At 60.9% G+C, this 19,189-nt stretch carries 22 protein-coding genes, 3 tRNA genes and 1 riboswitch; of the genes, 12 read left to right on the top strand and 13 right to left on the bottom strand.

Going from position 1 to position 19,189, the window contains the following annotated elements; genetic code table 11:
- Positions 1-128: 128 nt before the first annotated feature.
- Complete coding sequence (locus AC07UB_RS22350; protein WP_492790035.1) at positions 129-680, bottom strand: tetratricopeptide repeat protein; 552 nt, start codon at positions 678-680, stop codon at positions 129-131.
- Between the two features lie 318 nt (positions 681-998).
- Between AC07UB_RS22350 and AC07UB_RS22345 the strand changes: the two genes are divergently transcribed.
- A complete protein-coding gene (locus AC07UB_RS22345) occupies positions 999-1,262 on the top strand; it encodes a His-rich protein BRANT (RefSeq protein WP_492790034.1) in 264 nt (87 codons plus the stop codon).
- Positions 1,263-1,399: 137 nt separating this feature from the next.
- On the opposite strand, the gene AC07UB_RS22340 is transcribed toward AC07UB_RS22345, so the two are convergent.
- Positions 1,400-3,673, bottom strand: a complete 2,274-nt coding sequence (locus AC07UB_RS22340; protein WP_494654947.1) for a TonB-dependent receptor — start codon at positions 3,671-3,673, stop codon at positions 1,400-1,402.
- Between the two features lie 74 nt (positions 3,674-3,747).
- Positions 3,748-3,994: riboswitch (cobalamin riboswitch) on the bottom strand.
- Between the two features lie 80 nt (positions 3,995-4,074).
- Here AC07UB_RS22340 and AC07UB_RS22335 point away from each other — a divergent pair.
- Complete coding sequence (locus tag AC07UB_RS22335; RefSeq protein ID WP_494654945.1) at positions 4,075-4,509, top strand: hypothetical protein; 435 nt, start codon at positions 4,075-4,077, stop codon at positions 4,507-4,509.
- A gap of 19 nt (positions 4,510-4,528) precedes the next feature.
- Here the strand turns inward: AC07UB_RS22335 and AC07UB_RS22330 are convergent, their stop codons facing one another.
- The 4 genes from AC07UB_RS22330 to AC07UB_RS22315 form a co-directional block, all read right to left on the bottom strand.
- Positions 4,529-5,743 carry a serine hydrolase domain-containing protein gene (locus tag AC07UB_RS22330; RefSeq protein WP_494654943.1) on the bottom strand — a complete coding sequence of 405 codons (1,215 nt, stop codon included), beginning with the start codon at positions 5,741-5,743 and terminating at the stop codon, positions 4,529-4,531.
- 493 nt (positions 5,744-6,236) lie between these two features.
- Positions 6,237-6,797 (bottom strand): PRC-barrel domain-containing protein, encoded by a 561-nt coding sequence (locus tag AC07UB_RS22325; protein ID WP_494654941.1) that lies wholly within the window; start codon positions 6,795-6,797, stop codon positions 6,237-6,239.
- Between the two features lie 85 nt (positions 6,798-6,882).
- On the bottom strand, positions 6,883-7,092 hold the full coding sequence (locus AC07UB_RS22320) for a hypothetical protein (protein WP_492790029.1): 210 nt from the start codon (positions 7,090-7,092) through the stop codon (positions 6,883-6,885).
- Between the two features lie 161 nt (positions 7,093-7,253).
- Positions 7,254-7,385, bottom strand: a complete 132-nt coding sequence (locus AC07UB_RS22315) for a hypothetical protein (RefSeq protein ID WP_492790028.1) — start codon at positions 7,383-7,385, stop codon at positions 7,254-7,256.
- 165 nt (positions 7,386-7,550) lie between these two features.
- Here AC07UB_RS22315 and AC07UB_RS22310 point away from each other — a divergent pair, with 165 nt between their 5' ends.
- Together AC07UB_RS22310 and AC07UB_RS22305 are read left to right on the top strand one after the other, a co-directional pair.
- Entirely contained in the window at positions 7,551-7,751 is a 201-nt protein-coding gene (locus AC07UB_RS22310; RefSeq protein WP_492790027.1) for a hypothetical protein, read from the top strand.
- Between the two features lie 179 nt (positions 7,752-7,930).
- Positions 7,931-8,005: transfer RNA gene (locus AC07UB_RS22305), tRNA-Thr, on the top strand.
- Between the two features lie 23 nt (positions 8,006-8,028).
- On the opposite strand, the gene AC07UB_RS22300 is transcribed toward AC07UB_RS22305, so the two are convergent.
- Entirely contained in the window at positions 8,029-8,277 is a 249-nt protein-coding gene (locus AC07UB_RS22300) for a hypothetical protein (protein ID WP_492790026.1), read from the bottom strand.
- A gap of 269 nt (positions 8,278-8,546) precedes the next feature.
- Here AC07UB_RS22300 and AC07UB_RS22295 point away from each other — a divergent pair, with 269 nt between their 5' ends.
- Together AC07UB_RS22295 and AC07UB_RS22290 are read left to right on the top strand one after the other, a co-directional pair.
- Positions 8,547-9,002 carry a hypothetical protein gene (locus AC07UB_RS22295; protein ID WP_492790025.1) on the top strand — a complete coding sequence of 152 codons (456 nt, stop codon included), beginning with the start codon at positions 8,547-8,549 and terminating at the stop codon, positions 9,000-9,002.
- Positions 9,003-9,041: 39 nt separating this feature from the next.
- Positions 9,042-9,698, top strand: a complete 657-nt coding sequence (locus AC07UB_RS22290; protein WP_492790024.1) for a hypothetical protein — start codon at positions 9,042-9,044, stop codon at positions 9,696-9,698.
- Positions 9,699-9,774: 76 nt separating this feature from the next.
- On the opposite strand, the gene AC07UB_RS22285 is transcribed toward AC07UB_RS22290, so the two are convergent.
- Positions 9,775-10,668, bottom strand: a complete 894-nt coding sequence (locus AC07UB_RS22285) for a TrmH family RNA methyltransferase (protein ID WP_492790023.1) — start codon at positions 10,666-10,668, stop codon at positions 9,775-9,777.
- Between the two features lie 217 nt (positions 10,669-10,885).
- Here AC07UB_RS22285 and AC07UB_RS22280 point away from each other — a divergent pair.
- Positions 10,886-10,971 (top strand) — tRNA-Tyr (locus AC07UB_RS22280).
- Positions 10,972-11,085: 114 nt separating this feature from the next.
- A complete protein-coding gene (locus AC07UB_RS22275) occupies positions 11,086-11,415 on the top strand; it encodes a potassium channel family protein (RefSeq protein WP_492790022.1) in 330 nt (109 codons plus the stop codon).
- 29 nt (positions 11,416-11,444) lie between these two features.
- Here AC07UB_RS22275 and AC07UB_RS22270 read toward each other — a convergent pair whose 3' ends face one another.
- The gene (locus tag AC07UB_RS22270) at positions 11,445-11,705 is read right to left on the bottom strand and encodes a DUF3551 domain-containing protein (protein ID WP_492790021.1); all 261 of its coding nucleotides are present in this window, start codon (positions 11,703-11,705) and stop codon (positions 11,445-11,447) included.
- A gap of 127 nt (positions 11,706-11,832) precedes the next feature.
- Between AC07UB_RS22270 and AC07UB_RS22265 the strand changes: the two genes are divergently transcribed.
- Positions 11,833-11,906 (top strand) — tRNA-Gly (locus AC07UB_RS22265).
- Between the two features lie 16 nt (positions 11,907-11,922).
- Here the strand turns inward: AC07UB_RS22265 and AC07UB_RS22260 are convergent.
- The 3 genes from AC07UB_RS22260 to AC07UB_RS22250 all read right to left on the bottom strand — a co-directional run bounded on the left by AC07UB_RS22260 (position 11,923) and on the right by AC07UB_RS22250 (position 15,063).
- Complete coding sequence (locus AC07UB_RS22260) at positions 11,923-12,735, bottom strand: MBL fold metallo-hydrolase (protein WP_492790020.1); 813 nt, start codon at positions 12,733-12,735, stop codon at positions 11,923-11,925.
- Positions 12,732-13,103 carry a cyclic nucleotide-binding domain-containing protein gene (locus AC07UB_RS22255; RefSeq protein WP_492790019.1) on the bottom strand — a complete coding sequence of 124 codons (372 nt, stop codon included), beginning with the start codon at positions 13,101-13,103 and terminating at the stop codon, positions 12,732-12,734. Before AC07UB_RS22255 ends, AC07UB_RS22260 begins: the two co-directional genes overlap by 4 nt.
- 151 nt (positions 13,104-13,254) lie before the next feature.
- The gene (locus AC07UB_RS22250; RefSeq protein WP_492790018.1) at positions 13,255-15,063 is read right to left on the bottom strand and encodes a carbamoyltransferase family protein; all 1,809 of its coding nucleotides are present in this window, start codon (positions 15,061-15,063) and stop codon (positions 13,255-13,257) included.
- A gap of 394 nt (positions 15,064-15,457) precedes the next feature.
- On the opposite strand from AC07UB_RS22250, the gene AC07UB_RS22245 reads away from it, so the two are divergent.
- On the top strand, positions 15,458-15,757 hold the full coding sequence (locus AC07UB_RS22245; protein ID WP_492790017.1) for a hypothetical protein: 300 nt from the start codon (positions 15,458-15,460) through the stop codon (positions 15,755-15,757).
- A gap of 160 nt (positions 15,758-15,917) precedes the next feature.
- Here the strand turns inward: AC07UB_RS22245 and AC07UB_RS22240 are convergent, their stop codons facing one another.
- Positions 15,918-16,592 carry a TetR/AcrR family transcriptional regulator gene (locus AC07UB_RS22240; RefSeq protein WP_492790016.1) on the bottom strand — a complete coding sequence of 225 codons (675 nt, stop codon included), beginning with the start codon at positions 16,590-16,592 and terminating at the stop codon, positions 15,918-15,920.
- Positions 16,593-16,839: 247 nt separating this feature from the next.
- Between AC07UB_RS22240 and AC07UB_RS22235 the strand changes: the two genes are divergently transcribed.
- Positions 16,840-18,066, top strand: a complete 1,227-nt coding sequence (locus AC07UB_RS22235; RefSeq protein ID WP_492790015.1) for an acyl-CoA dehydrogenase family protein — start codon at positions 16,840-16,842, stop codon at positions 18,064-18,066.
- 26 nt (positions 18,067-18,092) lie between these two features.
- On the top strand, positions 18,093-19,154 hold the full coding sequence (locus AC07UB_RS22230; RefSeq protein WP_492790014.1) for a phosphotransferase family protein: 1,062 nt from the start codon (positions 18,093-18,095) through the stop codon (positions 19,152-19,154).
- Positions 19,155-19,189 lie beyond the last annotated feature (35 nt).

Below are 19,189 nucleotides of genomic sequence, written 5' to 3'. Positions count from 1 at the left end.
CGCCTGCGCCAAACAGCCCCGCGCGGCCGGGGAGCCGACCTGCGGAGGCTTGAGCCGTCAATTAACCAAGGCGGCTAACCAAAATGCCGGCGCGGGTGTGTTGCCCGGTGCGCCGCCGGTTAGTCAGGTCAGTAGGATGTCTGGCCGCTGGTCAGTGCGGTGGCAAGCGACTGGTACTCGACGCTGTCGCGGCCCGCGAGCGTTTCGATTTTCGCGAGGTGATACTTCGCCTGTTCGCGGTTGCCTTGCTCGACCTGCCACAGGCCGTAATACTGCCAGGTGCGGACGTGGTTCGGATCGGCCTTCAACGCGCGCTCGTACCACGCACTCGCGAGTTCATAGTTGCCGAGCTTGCGGTAGGAGTACCCAATCAGATTGGCGACATCGGCCCGGTCGTCCTGACCCAGCGCCTTGAGCTGCGGAATCGCGGCGGCGTAGTCGTTGTTCTCATAGATCGTCGCGTAGGCGGCGCGATAGCCCTGAATGAAAGCAGGGTTCTCGATCGACGACTTCTTGTTGCCCTTCTTCTTATCCTTTGGAGGAGACGATTTGGTGTCGGAGGCAGGAGGGGGTGAGGGCGTATCCGAGCCCGCGGCCTGCACCTGCTGAAGTGCGGTCGCCGCGAGAAAAGCGGAAACAAGAAGGGCCAGTGAGGCTTGTCTCATGATCGAATTGTTCATTTCGGACTCCGCTAGTGGGCTAAACCGATACTATCAAACCTGTCCTATCCTGTCAGTTCGAACCCCCAAGTGGTTCGAACATTCCCGGCGGTCACGGCATATTTTTCCAGCTACGGATGTTCCGGATGCGGGGTTTCAAGCGCCCGGGGCCAACGGCTGCAATGCTTTGGCACATGGCCAAAATGTCATCCAGATGAACGAAGGCCATCGGCCCGCTTCAGATTGAGTTCAGCGCGGCGATTTTAGGGTTGTTCGACGATCGGCGACCCGGCCATCCGACCGGCCCACCCGGCGATCGCATAACGACAGGAGAGACCCATGCTGAAGATCATTTCTGCCGCCCTTGTTGCGGGTTCAATGATTGTCGCGCCTGCCATGGCTGCCACCGTCATGAAGACCGAAACGGCGCCTGCCGCCAAGTCCGAAACCCTGAAGCCGTCGGTTGCGAACGCGAACGCGAAAGTGAAGGCGAAGAAGGTCAAGCATCACAAGGCGCACAAGAAGACCAGCGCTGTCGTGAGCAAGAAACACATCTCGTCCACGGCGCCTGCGAAGCACATCGCCGTGCAGAAGAAGGGCTGATCCCCTTCTGACGTTTTGATATTTCCGTGGCCGCATTTGCATAGCCCCCGCATCCAGGCGGTTCTCGGAAATAAGAACGGCCCGCGCCCATCGTGAGATGAGCGCGGGCCGGGCTGTTTGGTGGCGATGTACGCGGTTCAGAACGCCATGCCGGCTTTCACCATGAAGGTCCGGCCGGGCAGGGGATAGATTGCGTAAGAACCGGGCGTGAACGCGCTGGCGATTGCGTAGTCGTAGTAATGGGTGTCCAGCAGGTTGATCACCGCTGCCGACCAGAAGAAGCGATCGATTTCGCCGCTCAGCTTGAGATCGATGGTGGCGTTGGCTCCGATGAAGCCTTCCTTGTTGGCCTGATCGTTGTCGAGACGGCGGCTGCTCCAGAAGCGGGCCGTCATGTCGAGCACGGCGTATTTTTGCCAGACGTTCCACGAGAATCCGGCGCTCCCGGTCAGTCGCGACACCAGCGGAACATCCTTGCCGGTGAACTGTCCTTCCTCGAACACCGCGCGGGTGTAGGCGAAGCCGCCCTTGAGCCTGAAGGCTTCGTTGATCCGCAGCGACGCGCTGGTCTCGGAGCCGTAGCGATGCGTGGGATCGAGGTTGTAGTTGTAAAATGCGACCGGATTGAAGTGGATCTCGTTCTTCAGGTGCATGTCGTAGATGCTGGTCTGAATATCCAGCGGGCCGCCGTGGATACGGATGCCGCCTTCGATGTCGTGAGACGTCTGGGTGTTGAGCTGGAAGTTCTGGGCAATCGGCGGGAATGGAAACGCGCTTCCGAACGCCGGGCCGGTCACGACGCGTTCGTCCACGTTGGGTGTGCGGAACGCCCTTGCAGCCCGTCCGAAGACGGCGAAGTTTTCGTTGAAGCGATGTTCGAGGCCGATGTGCAGCGCGTGGTGGCTCTCTTCCTTGTCGAGCGGCGCGGCCTGAGCCAGCAGGCTTCCTGCCGGTGCGGTGGGATCGTAGGTGTCACGCGCCTTCAGGTTCAACTGCTGGATGCGTCCGCCATAGGAAAAGTCGGTGCTCGGCAGCAGGCCAAGGGTTTGCTGGAAGTATCCCGCGAGGGTCTGCTGGGAGAGATTGTAGACGTGGTTGGGTGGGTCCGAGATTGTGTAGCTGCGGTTCGATGCGTAACGCGAGTCATAGTAATCGACGCCGGTCAGGATGCTCGACGTGATGCTGCCGAATGTATTCTTCATGCTGAGGCGCGGCGTGATCGACCATGTCGTCAGATCGGAATCGACATAGGCAAAGGGGAAGCGATCCCCGGGAAACGACAACGCATAGTCCGGGTCGCCGAAAAAGCCGGATTGTTGCTTCTTGTTGCGGACACCGCCATCGACGATCAGCTCTGCGCCGGCCCACAACGATTTCGTGAACCCGGTCGTGACGTTGACGCCCTGCTTTTTGCCGTAGTCATTCGGCGTCGATGTCGCACGCAGGTCGCCTGCTAGTTGATTAATGGGAGGGGGAGGCGGAAAGGTTTGATCTTTAAAGTACGTATTCGCGCGCGTACCCGGCAATCCAAGACGCTGGTTGTCGCCAGACAGATTCAGGAACGCCGTGAACTCGGGCGTCGCGTAGCGAATCTCGCCGACGCCGTTCTGCTGGTTTAGTTTGTTGTTGACCCGGTATCCGTCGGAATGAACAACATTGCCGAACACCGCAGTCGACCACGGGCCGGAGTTCGTGCTGAACGATCCATTGACTTCGCGCTGGCCGTAAGACCCGACGCCGACTTCGGCGCGTGCGGACACCGGCTTGCCGATGCCGGCGCCGGTTTTTGTGATGATGTTGATGACGCCGCCGACGGCGTTGTCGCCATACAGCACCGCGCCTGAGTTGCCGCGCGTCACCTCGATCCGCTCGATCGACTGAACCGGAATGGTGGAGAGATCGACGCTCTGCAGGTCGGCCTCGTTGAGACGCCGACCGTTGATCAGAAAGAGCGTGTTCGAAGACGCAAATGCGCCGAACCCGCGAAGATCTACGGTCGAGCCGGTGCCGTTGACGGCGCCGAAAATGTTCGTGAGCTGGACGCCCGGTATCGTCGCCAGCACATCCTGGATCGTCTGGTTGGGAGCGCGCGCGATATCCTCCGCCGTGATGACCGACGACGACGTGCCGACGATGCCGCCATACACGCGACTCGCGTCGACGTTGACCGGCGGCAACTGCCCGCCCGCAGTCTGCCCCAGAGCGGGGCTTACGAGCGCGGTGCCCGCAAGACACGCCACTGCGAACGAAACCCGCAGTTTCGTTGTTGGAAAATGATCAGAAAAAAGAGTCACGATGTTGCCCCGCCGATGATGTGATCGCGGAGGCGCGGTGAAAACGCGCGCAGGCATGACGATATCCGGCGAGCGGACGCTGCCGGACTTCACGTCGTGACTGAGGAAACGGGCCATCGGCCGAACCTCCGCAACAGTTACGTCACGTCACCGCTGCGGAAATGCCGCCCCTTCGCACGCCCCGTGCGACGGAAGGATGACCGGTACAGGCAGGTCTCCTGGCTCGCGGATCGTCGCCGTTGTCCGCCTTCCCAAGCCGGGCTGATCAGCCTTCGCTCAGTGGCATGTTGGACAACGGCTCACCGTTGACAGTTGCGGGGGCAGCTCCGGAATAGCCTTGAAGGATGCATTCGCCGAAAGAGCGGCGGGGCAACCTGCACGGCGCACCGAATTCCCTATTGGCCAGCTTGCGCTGGCACCTGTGCCGTGGTCCCAATCAAGCTGCGGTGACTTGCCTTGTCAATGCCGCAATGTCTAAGAAACCCAATGCGATACTCACGGCTGCGGACTTCATCCCGATGCGTTGCAAATTGGTGACATATGCGCGGCGCGCCGCGATCCTGCTGTTTGCGTTCGGCGTCGGCGGCTGCGCGTGGACCGGCGGCAATGACGGTCTGTCCTATACGGCCGATCGTGGCGTGGAGAACCAGCCATATCCTGCGAACTATCGGCCGGAGCTGCTCGCATTTCTTCGCACCTATCTGAACGACCCGCGCGGCGTGCGCGAGGCGGGCATCGCGGAGCCTGCGCAGAAGACGGTCGGCGGCCGTCTTCGCTACGTGGCCTGTGTGCGTTTCAACGCGCGTGGAACGGACGGCGGTTATGCCGGCGTGAAGCAACGCGGCGCAATGTATATTGACGGGCGTTTCGATCGCATGATCGAGGACGCCGCCGAACTTTGCGAGGGCGCGACCTATGCGCCGTTTCCGGAAATGGAAAAGCTGACGCGCTGAGCCCGCGCCGTTTCCGCCGCTACGAGAAATGCTGAACGATAGCCGCGAAGCCGCGCCGCCATGCGCGGTAGTTCTCCACATCGAGCGGGATCGGTTCTGCGGCGACCCTCACGATCACAAGTTCGCTGATCGGGTCGATATAGATCCACTGGCCATGGATGCCGATGCAGCACAGCGTGCGCCGCTTGCGGTCGATCTGGTAGAACTTGCTGCGATAGGCCGCATCAGGAAACATCTCGGCGAATTCGCCGCGCGCCCATGCCGCCGGATCGCCGTTGTCATTGATGTCGTCGATCCACCAGCCCGGCACCACCTGCGTGCCGTTCGCCACGCCGCGCTGTCGGATCATTTCTCCGAACCGGGCGAGATCGCGGGGCCCGGCGCAGATTCCGCCGGCGGCGCGCATCGCGCCTTCCGAATCCAGCGTGACATAGGCGTCGGTTTCCGCGCCGAGCGGTTTCCAGAGATATTCACTGAGCAGGTCGGAGAGGGCGCGGCCGGCGGCGCGCTCATAAACCCAGCCGAGCAGGTCGGTGTTGGTCGAGACGTAATGGAACGTGTCGCCGTGTTTTTTGCCGTCTGCTTTTTGAGTCGAGAGATATTCGCGCAGCGCTATGGTGCTCTGGCCCGGCTTGATGGCATCCCATCCGACCGCGCGGCGGTAACGGGCGACGTCGCCGTCCGGATCGACGTAATCCTCGGTGAACGCGATGCCCACCGACATGTCGAGCAGGTGGCGGACCGAACAGCCGCCATAAACCGAGGACGAGACTTCCGGCACGTAGTCGGTCACTGGCCGGTTCGGGTTGAGAAAGCCCTTGTCGGCGAGAATTCCGCCGAGCGCGCCGCAGATCGACTTGCTGACCGAGAACACGATGTGCGGTGTCCGCGCGTCCATGCCGTTCGCATACCATTCGGCTGCGATCCGCCCGCGCCGGAGAACCACGAAGCCTTTGGTGTTGGTTGTGCGGAGCGCCTCGCGCAGCGTCGTGGCCTTGCCGCCGATCCCGTCGAATGCGACGTGACCGATTTCAACGGGCGAACTTTCCAGCGGAGCGGGATTTGCGGAGGCGGCGATGTCTGCCGTCGGCAGCAGCCGGCGAACGTTGTGGAAGCTCCAGTCGCTATAAGGCTGGGTGCGCCAGTTCGCGAGCGTCACCAGTTTGTCCCGCGCGGGCGGGAATTCGTTCATCAGGCTCTTTTCGAGTTTCTTGGCGGGAGATGAAGCGGACATGTGGGTCTCCGGAGGCCGGTCCTTGGGGGGGGCCCGGTTCATTGTTGTTCTGGGGCTTAGCCGTCCGACGACCGGAGCCCTTTGCAGCCGTATTGTGCGGTTTAATCGGCGCAAGACAACACTGCGCCGCACAACACCGGTGCCCGGGCGCGGGGAGGGAGAGAGAATCGGACTCGAAAAGGCAAAACTGGCAAGGGGACTCACGAAAAACAATGCGCGAGACTCTTTGCCGGAGTCGGCGTTGAAATCACCGCATGACAAAGATGATTCTCAGAATGGTCCCCACTGAGTACTTCGCCGTCGATACGGTGCTGGTCCTGACCCTGACGGTCGCGGCTGGGCTCAATGCGTGGTGCCTGAGCGCCTATCTCTAAGGCGACAAATTCCGGCGGCCTGTCGGTGATGGCTCGCAAGAGCGAGCGGCCGAATCCAGTTCGTTGAACTGAATCCGGCCGTACGTCTTTAGACGTCAGACAGCATCAAGCTGCCTTTGTCATTTAGCATCCGAATATTTGAACGCAGGAAGGGCCTTCAACTGCTCCTTCGTGCCGCTCATCATTGCGTGGTCGGGATACCAGTTATCCCTGGTGGCACTGGCCGCTCCGCTGCCCGCCGCGCCCGTTGTTGTCGACGGCCTTGCGGTGGTGGACGACGAAGCCGGCGAACCGGGGGGCGTTGTGCGGTCGGCCGAGGCCGCCCGAACAGGCTCGTTGACCCATTTCAGTTTGTCGAATGATACCGCGATGTCGTGCTGGCCTACGCCGAGGAAGCCGCCGACGCCGATGATCACGGCGTTGATCTTGCCGCTCTTGTCGACCAGGACTTCGCTGATATCGCCGAGCTTCTCGTTGGAGTCGTTGTAGACCGCAAGGCCGACGAGCTTCGAAGCGCGCCAGTTGTCCTTGAGGCTGATCGCATTCATCGCTGACGAGGACGCGGCCGGCGGTGAAGCAGCGGTGTCAGGAGATGCGGGAGTTGTTGCCGTTTGTGCGAAAGCTGCACCGCCGATCAATGCGGTTCCAAGTACAGCCGTCGCCATATATTTCGCAATCATTGGATTCTCCTTTCAACAAATCGATTGAAACGGAAGAACCCAAACCGCTCGCTTATGTTCCGGGAACAATTGTTATTCGTGCGCGTCAATTTAGCAGGTGAAGCGGTATCTTTTCGGACCGCAACGGAACCTCGCCGGTTTCGATGGCGGCGTGCAGATTGTGCAATTGCGCTTCAAGATATTCGTTGGCGGCCAAGAGGGCCATCAACGCGCCTCGCGTGTCACCGCCGCACTGGGCGATAACGTCATCCAGTGCATTTTCATAGCGGTCGTCATGTCGCTTTACCAAAGTCATGATCGCCTCATCCGATTTGACTGAATCGCTGGTATACCTGCGTCAGTAACGGTGACGAGACCGTGACCGTTCCAAGGCGAAGCGGCTTTTCCACGCAATTCACAGGGCATTTCGCTGTTCGGGGCAAGTGGCCGCGAAAATTTTCCGCGCCCGGCGCCGCGCTATTTGGCGAGCTGCTCGGTCGACCAGATGTCGAAAACACCGAGGTTGTAAAGGAAGGCGAGAACCGCGATCACGCCGACCGCAGCGATCATGTATTTGTGGTGCGCGCGAAATCCGCCACTCTCGCTCATCGGAAATCTCCGTTGTGCACCGACGCGATGCCCATGTTCTTGCTGTTAAGGACATTGGTGACGCAAAATACGCGGCGGCGCAAATCGGAAAAACCGGCCGCGTATTTGGAACATCGCGCATTGTTGACGGCTAGTAGGTGAAACGAAACAGGGTAAGAACAATTGATGCGGAAATTGACAGCAAGTTCGGCTGCGTCGGCTTTGGTCGTGGCGACTGGTTTTGTGTCGGCGCAGACGGCGCAGCAGAACCCATCCGATCCGGGAATGACCAATGCGCCTCAGGCTGGAACCAGCGGAACGAATCCCTCCGATCCGAAGAGCATCAACAAGGCCGGCGCGACCAGCGGTGCTGCCATGACGGCATGAAAAAGGATGGCGTGGCGAAAGACGGAATGAAGAAGTAATTTCGCTCGGGCTGCCGATAAAATTGCCGCGCTGCCCTAATTGGGTGGGCGGCAATTTTCTTGGGCGGCTGCCGGGACCTGGCCCCGGCGGCTGTCTGCGGTCTTGTCCCGGCGCGGCGGCGCTGATAGCTGTTCCCCCGTGCCGGTTTAGCTCAGCGGTAGAGCAGCGGTTTTGTAAACCGAAGGTCGGGAGTTCAATCCTCTCAACCGGCACCACACACTGGCCATTTCGCCCGCGGTCAGGCCTTCACATTCCGCGCCGACCACATGTTGAAAATGGCTTCGCCCATTTCGGACGACACGGTTCGGGCCAGGCCCGCCTTGTCGGTCGAAGCCTCGGCGGCCTTCTCCAGCACCAGGACGTTCGCGATGCAAAGCGCATTGGCCGCATGAGCGGGGTACGGGAGCTTTGTGAGAAGCGCGAATATGTCTCCGGCGGTCGTCTGGATGGCCTTGAGCTCGGCTTCGCTCGGCTGCCCTGCACTCATTTTCGATTTCCTTATCGGTATGCGACGTCATGTCTGCGCCGGTCTTTTACATGAGCATGGCAAATCACCCAACCGGCGTCATGCCGCGGTTCTGAGGGCCGGACGGGATCGTCCGTTAACCTTCAACTTTCCAAAACCTTATTGAAATTCCTCACAATTGAACGGCGTCTGATGCTTACGCGTTAGGCTTACCTGACGATTGGAGCGGCCCTTTAACACCTGCAAGTGCGGGCTGGATTAGGGTGGCGCCTCAATCGAAGGCTCGTTTCATGCGCACTATCATCGCACTGACCCTGTTGATCGGAACCTCGGCGGCGGCGTTGGCCGACACCGGGCCACTGATCGTGATTCCCGGCCGCGCCGGCGTTCCCGTCATGATCAACGGGCGCGACGCGTCTTACGCCATCGTTGAAGGCGAGTGGGGTCTGGCCAAGCATTTCAAGAATGCCGATCGCGTTTATGGCGGCTGGGACCGCTACATCGGCCGCGAAGTCGGTCACTACTATCCGACCGCCGGACGCACACCGGGCTATGGCCGTCTTGAGATCGAGCAGCCTCGCCGCGTGTCGGAGCCGGCGGAGAGTTACCACCGTTCGTGGTCCGCGCAGTCCGCACCGCCGGCGCCGCAGCCGCACTACGACATCCCCGACAATCCGGTGGTTATCGAAGCGCCGCGGCCGCGCCCCAGCTATCGGCCAAATGGTTTCCGGCCCGATCTGAAATAACAGACAACCAAACAAAAAAGAGTCCAACAGGAGAGAGTAATGCGTCAGACGATTGCAGGATTGATTGCGGGAGCGGCGTTTGCCGCGACGATGGCGACGGCACCCGCGCAGGCGTGTGCGGTGATCGACCCGTGCGGCGGTGGTTACCGTTACAGCGGCTATGGCTATCAGGGTTATGGCTATCAGGGTTATGACTATGGTTACGGAGTGCGCGAGCGTCTGCCGGATCCGGCAGGTCCGCAGTACTACTGGGTCAACCAGGGCCCGACCTTCACCGGACCGGGCAACTACGCGCCGGTGCCGACCTATCAGGAACGTGCGGTGATCGGTTCTCGCTATTACGGCAGGCCCTATCGCTACGGCTATGACGGCGGCCCTTACGGCAACGCGACCAGCCACTATTACGATGGCGCGCCGGACGTGCAGGGACCGGCGGTCTACAGCTATCGCTTCCACCGCCGCCATCATTATCGCGGCTACCGCTCCCATTACCGTCCGTATCGCGCCACGTCGCGGTACTACGCGCGTCCAAGCTATCGTTATGGACACGCTGTCCGTTCCGGTTACGCGCCGCGCTTCTATGCTCCGGGCCGTTCGATGTCGTATGGTCCGCGCGTGACCCGCAGTAACCCGCATTTCATGAACCCGCGCGGTGCTCGCCCCGGCCACAACAAGCCGCACACTTACAAGTTCTGAGTTCGACTTAAACGTCGAGACAACAACGCCCGCCTGCATCGTGCAGGCGGGCGGTTTGTTTGATCCCGTTGAAACGTCAGCCCATCAGGCCGAGACGGCTCGCACCGATATAGAGCGCCAGCGCGGCAGCGTTCGAGACGTTGAGGCTCTTGATCGCGCCGGGCATGTCCATGCGCGCGACAAGGCCGCAGGTTTCACGCGTCAACTGGCGCAGCCCTTTGCCTTCCGCCCCGAGCACCAGCGCCAACGGCGCGTGCAACGGCACCGCGCTGAGATTGTGCTGGCCTTCGCTGTCGAGGCCCACCGTCAGAAATCCCGCGTCGTTCATCTCGCCGAGCGCGCGGTGCAGGTTCGGAACTTCGACAATCGGCACAAGCTCGAGGGCGCCGGAGGCGGATTTCGCCAGCACGCCCGTTGCTTCCGGACTGTGCCGCCCGGTGGTGACGATCGCCTTGACGCCGAAGGCTGCGGCCGAGCGCAGGATCGCACCGACATTGTGCGGATCGGTGATCTGGTCGAGCACCAGCACGATGCCGTCCTGCGGCAGTTCATCGAGATGCAGGCCGGGCAGGGGATCCGCTTCGACGAGCAGACCCTGATGCACGGCATCCGGACCGAGGCGGCGGTCGATGTCGCCCGGATGCACCAGTTCCGGCGGCACGCGGGTGTCGATTTTCTCTTCGGTCAGCCGGCGGACGACGTTCTCGGTGGCGAACAGCTTGCGGATACGGCGCTCGGGATTGGCCAGCGCCATGACGACGGTGTGCCAGCCATAAAGGACGACCGGGCCGTCGCCCTTTCCGTGCCCCTTCGAGGCTCCTTTGGCATCGCGGTCGCGCCAGGAGGGACGCCCGCCCTGCGGTTTCCCTTGCCCGCCCTGATGGCTTCCCTGACGTTCGCGGTCACGGTCGCCGCCGCGTCCGCCTGTTTTCGGACCCTTGAAGCGTGATTTTCGATCTCGATCGCTCATGGGGCCTTGTCCCACGGCGCTGAAATAATGGCAATTTCAGGCTTCGGGCAGCGCGGATGGAAATGTCACAATTATCACTGCCTTGGTTGACTTTACCCCGCCGCTTCGCCCATAAACGCGCCGACCGGGCGCCCGTTCACGGGCACGCTTTTTACCGTCATCCATGGCCATTCAGCCACCCCCGTTCGGGTGGATGAGGGTGTCGATGGCGTCAAGCGGGGGAGTGTCCCGAGTGGCAAAGGGAGCTGACTGTAAATCAGCCGCCGTATGGCTTCGAAGGTTCGAGTCCTTCTTCCCCCACCATATTAAATCGCCCGGAAGCCACTTCCGGGCGATTTTTGTTTGGGGCAGTGGACGATGCCCGGCCGCAAATGTGTAGACTTCGATTCGGGGGAATTCCCGCACGAGGTCGAATCGATGAGATCGCTGGGTCTGGGGCTTGTCCGTCTGTCTCTGGGCTTCTGGTACGGACTGCGCGATCCCGAGTTTCAGGCGATCGTTTTTCTGCTGCTGATGTCGCTGCTGACCGGTTCGATTTTCTATCACGCCGTCGAAGGCTGGTCGTGGCTGGATTCGGCTTACTTCAGCGTGGTGGCTCTCACCACCGTGGGCGATGCCACGCTCGGGCCGACGACGGGACTGTCCAAGATATTCACGATGGGATTTTCGCTGTTCGGAATCGGCCTTGTGCTGGCGTTTCTGTCACGCCTTGGATCGTACCGGGAGCGTGGGGAGCGCGACCGCTAACGACCACGCCCTCGAATCCCGAACGCTGCTCAGTACTCGCGATAAACCCGGCGGCCTCGCCGCTGCGGCCTTTCGGCGAAGGCGTAGAAGGGATTGACTTGGCAGTAGGCCCGTATGCCCGATGCGCTCGCCATGCACTGCGCATAGGTATCGTAATAGCAGGTGCCGGGACCGGACGACCGCCAGCCGCCTTCGACCATGCAGTAGCGATAGGTCCTCGCTTCGGCAGATCCGACGCCGAGGAGCGCGACGCCTGAGAGGGCCAGTGCGGCCAAAATTGCATTGCGCATCACAGATTCTCCCAGTTCGAGGGGGTTACAGCAAAAACCGCCAGTCCGGCATATGGTTCCGGCCGCCTTCTGGCGCAAATCGTAATTGTTGAGACCTCGGAGCGGCCATGCTAGTGCTCGCCGCGCCGCGGGTGTAGCTCAATGGTAGAGCAGCAGCCTTCCAAGCTGAATACGAGGGTTCGATTCCCTTCACCCGCTCCAAAACACGCAGCACGCCTCACGAATCGTCGAGCTTGTTGAGATCGCGCACCGACTGCATGATCGGCTCGAAATTCGACCGCGCATCCAGCGCATCGAACAGTTGCGCCGTGTCCGACAGCAGCGCATGCGAGCGCTGGATTGCGATTTTCACGTCGTCTTGAGGCGTATCCGACAGCCGGCCATGCCCGGACAGAAGGATTTTTGAGTTCAGTCCGCGCAGCCGCTCCAGCGATTGAATGTAGTCGCTGATGCTTCCAGACCCGAACACGCCGCCCATCACACCTCCGGGCATCAGCGTGTCAGCGGCGAACAGCAATCCCTTGTCCTGCTCGAACAGACTGATGCACGCCGAGGTATGACCGGGCGTGTACATCACGTTCAGCTTGAAGTTGCCGAGATCGATCAGGTTGCCTTCTTCAAGCCAGATGTCGATGTCGATCGGAACGTCAGGCTCGTTGAACATCTTGCGCAGCATCGAGAAGTCATCGCGCAGCATGATTTTGTTCGCGGCCAGACGGTGGGCCGCGATGATCGTTCTGCCGCCGAAATGGAACGCCGCGCCGATATGGTCGAGATGCTCATGGCTGAGCACGACCATGTCGATGTCGGGAGGTTCGACGCCGGCATGCCGCAGGCATTCTTGCAACTGCGGAAAATTCGAGGACAGGCCGACATCGATCAGGATCGTCCGCTTGCTGCCTCGGACCAGATAGGCGTTGGCGGCGCGGTTCTTGAACCGGATCTGATAGACATCCTCGGCGGCTTGTATCAGCGAGCAGACATCGTTGTTGAGAAGGATCGGAAAAGGAGATGGCTTGCGCTCGCTCATGGCGCTGCGGTCCTGAAGTTGACCGCGTTCGACGCGCGCAACCGTTTGCTGAGCGCGTCCATGATCATCAGCGCGAAAGCCGGCTGCTGACTGACGAGATACACGAAGCGGGCGTGATTGATGCGCATCACCCGCGTGCCAGCCTCTGCCGCGATCGCCGTCGCCGAACGCACCGAGCCGTCGATGACGGCCATCTCGCCGAAGAACTCGCCCTTGCCGAGGGTGACAAGCAGCGTCCTGTCCGCTCCCGCATTCCTGACGATGTCGACTTTGCCGCTCAGCACCACGAACAATTCGCGGCCAGCCGATCCCTCCTCGAAAACGACCTCCGAGGCGTCGTATTCGTCGATGCACTTTTCGATTGTCATGAGCACCCAGCCTTCTGGCGCCGGTCCTGCCTTCATATTAGGCACTAATGCGGAGGACGCAATCGATCCGTCCCGGGCAGACGCCGTTATCGCAGAGCACAAAATGCAGGGCTGCGCGCGGCTTTGGCCGCAGCGCGCGACGGCGTCGGCATCACGCTTTCATGTTGGACACCACCATGGTGGCGACATCGGTGTAGGTGTTCACGAGCGGCCCCACGACCTTATGCAGCGCGGTCTTCGAGACCAGCGTGTTGTGCATGACGAGATGATCGATGCCGGTGGTCAGGAAGCAGATCACGGCATCGCGCGGCGTCTCGATGATGGGTTCGCCTTTCACATTGAACGACGTGTTGATCAGCACGGGCACGCCGGTGAGAGCATCGAATTCCTTGAGCAGCCGGTACAACGTCGGATTGGTTTCTTCGCGGACTGTCTGAACCCGCGCCGTGCCGTCGACGTGGACGATGGCGGGAATCCTGTCGCGCCATTCCGGCCTGACGTTCTTGGCGATCAGCATGAAGGGCGAGTCTTCCTCGCCTTCGAAAATTTCCTTCGCGCGCTCGTAAAGCACGATCGGCGCGAACGGCCGGAACGGCTGACGATGTTTGACGCGGCTGTTGAGGATGTCCTTCATCTCGGGTTTGCGCGGATCGGCGATCAGGCTGCGATTGCCCAGCGCACGCGGTCCGAACTCGGATCTGTCCTGAAACCAGCCGATCACCTTTTGATCGGCGAGCAGTTTGGCCGTGTCCTTCGCGATGTTGTCACTTTGCGTCTGCGTGGTCTGGATGCGGACGAGAAACTTGCTGGTTGCGGCGCTCACTTCCGCATCGGTGTAGGGCCTGCCGACGTAGGAATGTTTCATCACGAAGGTGCGGGGCTTTTTCAAGATCTCGTGCCAGCCGTAATAGGCGCAGCCGATGGCGATGCCGTCGTCGCCGGCGGCCGGTTGAATCCAGACATTCGGGAATCCCGACTCGCGCGCGATGCGTCCGTTGGCCACGCAGTTCAGTGCGACGCCGCCGGCAATACAGAGATTTGTCGCGCCGGTGGTTTCACGCAGCCATGCGGCGCGGCCGAGCAGCACCTTCTCGGTATCGTCCTGAACGCGCCAGGCCAGATCCTCCCAGTGCTTCATCGACGGGCTGCTTTCCCATTTCTGGTCGCTGTCCATCACGAACGGCTTGTTGAGGTCGGCGCTCCAACGCGGAACGTCGAGCTTCCCGTCCTTGAGCTGCATCAGCGGCTTGACGTTTTCGCGGCGTCCGTAGGGGGCGAGCCCCATCAACTCGCCGCACTTGTTCCAGTCGCCGAAGATGTAGGTCGATGCGCGGCTGTAGAGCGCGCCCAGACCGGGCATGTTGTAGAATTCGTCGCTGAGAAAGCCGCGGTCCGGCTCCATCCAGACTTTCTTGAGACACTCGAGCTTCGTGCCGTTGAATTTGTAATAGCTCTCGGACTCGCGGGCCAGCGGCGTGGCCGTGTCGGTCTCGGGAAACGGTTCGTTGACGTCGGAGCGATAGCTGCCGACGCCGTCGACGATCATGATGACGCCGTCGTCGTAAGGGGAGACCGCGAAGGCGCTGTAGGCGTGGGCGAGGTGATGCGAGATCGACACCACCTTGTCGGAGTTTGAGCGGAACCAGGGGTGCTTCTTGGCGTCGGCGCGTTCATATTCCGGCAGGAAGCCCGGCAGATCCTGATAGATCAGCCGCTCCTCCATTTCGGGAACGGGCAGGATGTAACAATTGCGGACAACCAGATCGATGTCGTCCAGCGAAATGCCTTCGGCGTTGAGGCAGTAGTCGATGACGTCCTTGTAGAAGCCGCTGGCGTGCTTATCGCGGGTGATGCGTTCCTTGGCGATCGCAAAGGCAATCTCGCCGTCCCGTAAAAGACAAGCACTGACATCATGGTCGTAAGTATTGAGGCCGAGAACATAGGTATGTTTTTTAGGCATGGACCAACTTTCGGGAGCGACCTGGCTACAAATTAGTGATGGCAATTGCCTGAAGGGTTCATGAACATCTCGCAATTGCGAAGGTATCCATGGTTCATCCGGTATTCATTATTCGATCAGCATAGTGCGCGGCATTCGATCAGCATAGTGCGCGGCCGGATGAAGACAATGTTTGGCGTTTTCGGGAACTTAAAGCGCAAGACATTGTTGTGTCGGATCGTGCCGTTGCTTGACCGGCGAGGGGACTTGCCCCTAGTCTTGCTCCGGATGAATCGTGCGATGCTCCGCTATTTGGATCATCGAATTTGAGAACTTGCCTGAACGGGACGCAGGCCTGAAGCGACAAATGCGAAGAAGTGTCTAAGGCGCTTCTCGGAAATTGGAGGTTCCTCATATGGCCCAGAACACGACACGTTCGAACTTTTTCAAGCGCAGTCTTGCGGCGCTGGCTTTGGTGCTCGTCTATTCGGTCAGTATGATCGGCTCGACATTGCTGGTTTCGGCGGCGACGTCGACGACGGCAGAAGCGCGCGGCAGAGGCCGTGGCGGCGGACGTGGGCGAGGTGGCGGTTGGGGCCGCGGTCGCGGACGCGGGTATGGCCGCGGCCGAGGTTACGGCTTTGGCTTCGTCGCTCCTGCGGTGCGCGGCTGCTACTGGAGCCCGCGCTGGGGCCGGACGATCTGCCCATATTGATCGGCAGTTCAATCGCGGGCGTTTGCGCAACGCGAGGTGCCAGGAATTGCAAAGTGCGGCGGTTTTCCGCCGCACTTTCTTTTTGTCTTGAGACTATCAAGTGCCTTGAGATCATGAACGCGCGACGCGCCGGCGCGAGACGAGCCAGCGCGGAATGACGTCAGGACTTGCGAAGTCCCGACGCACGGACCGCGATCGGCGCGGCGGCGTTGGAGCCACCCACCAGGGCGTCCCGCGCAACGGAGACGATCCGCCGGATGATGTCGTCGGTATCGTTGAGATCGCACAGCCCGCCCGACAGTTTTTTCAGCCGCTCGCTGTCGGTGATGGTCTGCCGGATCATCGCCAGCGCGAAGTGCAGCCCCCAGTAGATGTCGGCCTCGTCGCGATGGGGCAGGGCCACGCGAAGCGCGGTTGCAAATCGCTGGAGATGCCGGAACTCGCGATCGACGATCTTCTTGATTGGCGGCACCGTCTCGACCGACGCCCGGGTCATGAACCGCGCGGCTGCAGAACGCTGCAAATCGGGACTGAGGCACCAGCGCAGCGGCGGGCCGACCAGTGCGCGCAGGATCGCCTCGACGCTGGGGCGGCCACCGCCGTCCAGCTCGGCAGCCTTTAATTCGGCGAAGCGCTCCCGGTTCAGCACCGTGGTGCGGCTGACGAACAGGTCCGCGAGCAGTTCGTCCTTGGACCCGAAATGATAGTTCACCGCCGCGAGATTGACGCCGGCCGCGGCGACGATGTCGCGCATGGTGACTTCGCCAAAGCTGCGGTCCGCCCAAAGCATCTCGGCGGCGGTGAGAATTGCGGTTTTCGTCTGATCGCTCGACATCGAAGCCATGCAAAAGTGAGAGGTGCCAGCGCGCATTCCACACTGCGGAATGAAATAAAACATTCGTTTGATTGTCGCTTGCCATTCAAACAAATGTATGAAATCAACCTATCAGCAAGATTGCGGCGCGGCAAGGCGGCACAACCGAAATGAGACAACGTCAATAGTGCTGACGTTCATGTCGGGTGGACAGCCGGTTGCGAGTGTTGCAAGACGACTTCCAATTAACAACAAGAGAGGACCTCCCATGGACTTCACGATGTCTGATCGCCAGAACGAATGGCGCAACCGCGTTATCGCGTTCATGGACAAGCACGTTCGCCCCGCGGCTCCGATCTACAAGGAGCAGGACGCCAAGGGTGACCGCTGGAAAGTGATTCCGGTCCTCGAAGACCTGAAGAAGAAGGCGAAGGCCGAAGGCCTCTGGAACATGTTCATGCCGCCAAACGAGCATGAAGACGATGAATTCCGCGGCGCAGGCCTGACCAACCTTGAGTATGCGCCGCTCGCGGAGCAGATGGGTCACTTCTACTGGGCCTCCGAAGTGTTCAACTGCTCGGCGCCAGATACCGGCAACATGGAAGTGTTCATGCGGTATGGCTCCAAGGAGCAGAAGCGCCAGTGGCTGAAGCCGCTGATGAACGGCGAAATCCGCTCTGCGTTCCTGATGACCGAGCCGGCGGTGGCGTCATCCGACGCGACCAACATCGAAACCAGCATCAAGCGCGACGGCGATCACTACGTCATCAACGGCCGCAAGTGGTGGTCATCCGGCGCAGGTGACCCGCGCTGCAAGATCACGATCCTGATGGGCAAGACCGATCCGGGCGCTGCGAAGCACCAGCAGCAGTCGCAGATCCTCGTTCCGCTCGACACGCCCGGCATCACGATCGAGAAGATGCTGCCGGTGTTCGGCTTCGACGACGCGCCCCACGGCCATGCGCAGATATTGCTCGAGAATGTGCGCGTGCCAGCCAGCAATATCCTGCTTGGCGAAGGCCGCGGCTTCGAAATCGCTCAGGGCCGCCTCGGTCCGGGCCGCATCCATCATTGCATGCGCACGATCGGCGCAGCCGAAGCTGCGCTCGAAAAAATGGTCAAGCGTCTGTCCTCGCGCACGGCGTTCGGCAAGAAGATCATCGAGCAGTCGGTGTGGGAACAGCGCATCGGCGAAGCGCGCACCAATATCGATATGACCCGTCTGCTCTGCCTCAAGGCGGCGGACATGATGGACAAGGTCGGCAACAAGGCCGCGCAACTCGAGATTGCGATGATCAAGGTCGCGGCGCCGAACATCGCGCTCAAGATCATCGACGATGCAATCCAGGCATTCGGCGCTGCGGGCGTATCCGACGAAGCTGGTCTCGCGAAGTCCTACGCTGGCATCCGCACGCTGCGTCTGGCGGACGGACCCGACGAGGTTCACAACCGGGCCATTGCGCGGCTTGAGCTTCGGAAGTATTCCAATCAATAACTGAAATAAAAAGATTGGGAGACGGTATGGGTCTCGGTGTGAGGAACGACGCTGATTTCTCCGGCACAATGCCGGTGGAGGAGCGCCATCGTGTGAATGAAGCGAATCTGGCCGACTGGATGGCCTCGCATGTCGAGGGTTATGCAGGGCCGCTCACGATCACGCAGTTCAAGGGCGGGCAGTCGAATCCGACCTACCGCCTCGACACACCGAAGACCTCTTACGTGATGCGGCGTAAGCCGTTCGGCAAACTTCTGCCGTCGGCTCACGCCGTGGATCGTGAGTTCAAGGTGATCGCGGCCCTGCATGCGCAGGGCTTCGAGGTCGCGCGCGCCTATGCTCTGTGCATGGACGATGCCGTGATCGGCGCGGCCTTCTACATCATGTCGATGGAAGAGGGGCGCGTGTTCTGGAATCCGACGTTGCCGGATCTTGCGCCTGCCGAACGGCGGGCGGTGTTCACGTCGAAGATCGAAACACTGGCGAAGCTGCACAGCTATGAGCCGGACAAGATCGGCCTCGGCGACTTCGGCAAGCCGGGCAATTATTTCGCGCGTCAGGTCGACCGCTGGAGCAAGCAGTACCGCGCCTCGGAAACCGATCCGATTCCGGAGATGGACAAGCTGATGGAATGGCTGCCGAAGACGGTGCCGGAGCAGAAGCGCGTCTCGGTGGTGCACGGCGATTATCGTCTCGACAACATGATCTTTCATTCGGACAAGCCGAAGGTGAAGGCCGTGCTCGACTGGGAGTTGTCGACGCTCGGCGATCCCATGGCGGATTTCGCCTACCTGCTGATGCAGTGGACCATGCCGGGACTGGAAGGCGCGGATTTCAAGGCGCTCAACATTCCGAACATGGAAGAGGCCGAGGCGATTTATTGCAAGGCGGCGGGCGTGCCGCCGATCGCCGACCTCAACTGGTATTTCTCCTACAACCTGTTCCGGCTCGCCGGCATCGTGCAAGGAATTGCCAAGCGTATCCAGGACGGCACCGCAGCCAACGCCAAGGCGGCTGAGTCCGCGTCGCGGCGCATCCCGCTGGCGCAGGCGTCATGGGCTTACGCGCAGAAGGCGGGCGCCAGCTAACGCAATCAAGACAGATACAGTGTGGCGCGGCATCG

Source organism: Afipia sp. GW821-FHT04G03 (assembly GCF_059419985.1).
The sequence above is the reverse complement of the archived record's forward strand: the minus strand, read 5'-3'. Positions and strand labels throughout refer to the sequence as shown.

What these genes read in the sequence shown, in the direction of transcription:
- AC07UB_RS22290 (WP_492790024.1), top strand. Translation starts at nt 9,042, where the DNA reads ATGCGTCAGACGATTGCAGGATTGATTGCGGGAGCGGCGTTTGCCGCG.
- AC07UB_RS22260 (WP_492790020.1), bottom strand. Translation starts at nt 12,735, where the DNA reads ATGAGCGAGCGCAAGCCATCTCCTTTTCCGATCCTTCTCAACAACGAT.
- AC07UB_RS22270 (WP_492790021.1), bottom strand. Translation starts at nt 11,705, where the DNA reads ATGCGCAATGCAATTTTGGCCGCACTGGCCCTCTCAGGCGTCGCGCTC.
- AC07UB_RS22245 (WP_492790017.1), top strand. Translation starts at nt 15,458, where the DNA reads ATGGCCCAGAACACGACACGTTCGAACTTTTTCAAGCGCAGTCTTGCG.
- AC07UB_RS22350 (WP_492790035.1), bottom strand. Translation starts at nt 680, where the DNA reads ATGAACAATTCGATCATGAGACAAGCCTCACTGGCCCTTCTTGTTTCC.
- AC07UB_RS22310 (WP_492790027.1), top strand. Translation starts at nt 7,551, where the DNA reads ATGCGGAAATTGACAGCAAGTTCGGCTGCGTCGGCTTTGGTCGTGGCG.
- AC07UB_RS22235 (WP_492790015.1), top strand. Translation starts at nt 16,840, where the DNA reads ATGGACTTCACGATGTCTGATCGCCAGAACGAATGGCGCAACCGCGTT.
- AC07UB_RS22275 (WP_492790022.1), top strand. Translation starts at nt 11,086, where the DNA reads ATGAGATCGCTGGGTCTGGGGCTTGTCCGTCTGTCTCTGGGCTTCTGG.
- AC07UB_RS22320 (WP_492790029.1), bottom strand. Translation starts at nt 7,092, where the DNA reads ATGACTTTGGTAAAGCGACATGACGACCGCTATGAAAATGCACTGGAT.
- AC07UB_RS22335 (WP_494654945.1), top strand. Translation starts at nt 4,075, where the DNA reads ATGCGTTGCAAATTGGTGACATATGCGCGGCGCGCCGCGATCCTGCTG.
- AC07UB_RS22250 (WP_492790018.1), bottom strand. Translation starts at nt 15,063, where the DNA reads ATGCCTAAAAAACATACCTATGTTCTCGGCCTCAATACTTACGACCAT.
- AC07UB_RS22230 (WP_492790014.1), top strand. Translation starts at nt 18,093, where the DNA reads ATGGGTCTCGGTGTGAGGAACGACGCTGATTTCTCCGGCACAATGCCG.
- AC07UB_RS22285 (WP_492790023.1), bottom strand. Translation starts at nt 10,668, where the DNA reads ATGAGCGATCGAGATCGAAAATCACGCTTCAAGGGTCCGAAAACAGGC.
- AC07UB_RS22255 (WP_492790019.1), bottom strand. Translation starts at nt 13,103, where the DNA reads ATGACAATCGAAAAGTGCATCGACGAATACGACGCCTCGGAGGTCGTT.
- AC07UB_RS22330 (WP_494654943.1), bottom strand. Translation starts at nt 5,743, where the DNA reads ATGTCCGCTTCATCTCCCGCCAAGAAACTCGAAAAGAGCCTGATGAAC.
- AC07UB_RS22345 (WP_492790034.1), top strand. Translation starts at nt 999, where the DNA reads ATGCTGAAGATCATTTCTGCCGCCCTTGTTGCGGGTTCAATGATTGTC.
- AC07UB_RS22295 (WP_492790025.1), top strand. Translation starts at nt 8,547, where the DNA reads ATGCGCACTATCATCGCACTGACCCTGTTGATCGGAACCTCGGCGGCG.
- AC07UB_RS22300 (WP_492790026.1), bottom strand. Translation starts at nt 8,277, where the DNA reads ATGAGTGCAGGGCAGCCGAGCGAAGCCGAGCTCAAGGCCATCCAGACG.
- AC07UB_RS22340 (WP_494654947.1), bottom strand. Translation starts at nt 3,673, where the DNA reads ATGGCCCGTTTCCTCAGTCACGACGTGAAGTCCGGCAGCGTCCGCTCG.
- AC07UB_RS22325 (WP_494654941.1), bottom strand. Translation starts at nt 6,797, where the DNA reads ATGATTGCGAAATATATGGCGACGGCTGTACTTGGAACCGCATTGATC.
- AC07UB_RS22240 (WP_492790016.1), bottom strand. Translation starts at nt 16,592, where the DNA reads ATGTCGAGCGATCAGACGAAAACCGCAATTCTCACCGCCGCCGAGATG.
- AC07UB_RS22315 (WP_492790028.1), bottom strand. Translation starts at nt 7,385, where the DNA reads ATGAGCGAGAGTGGCGGATTTCGCGCGCACCACAAATACATGATCGCT.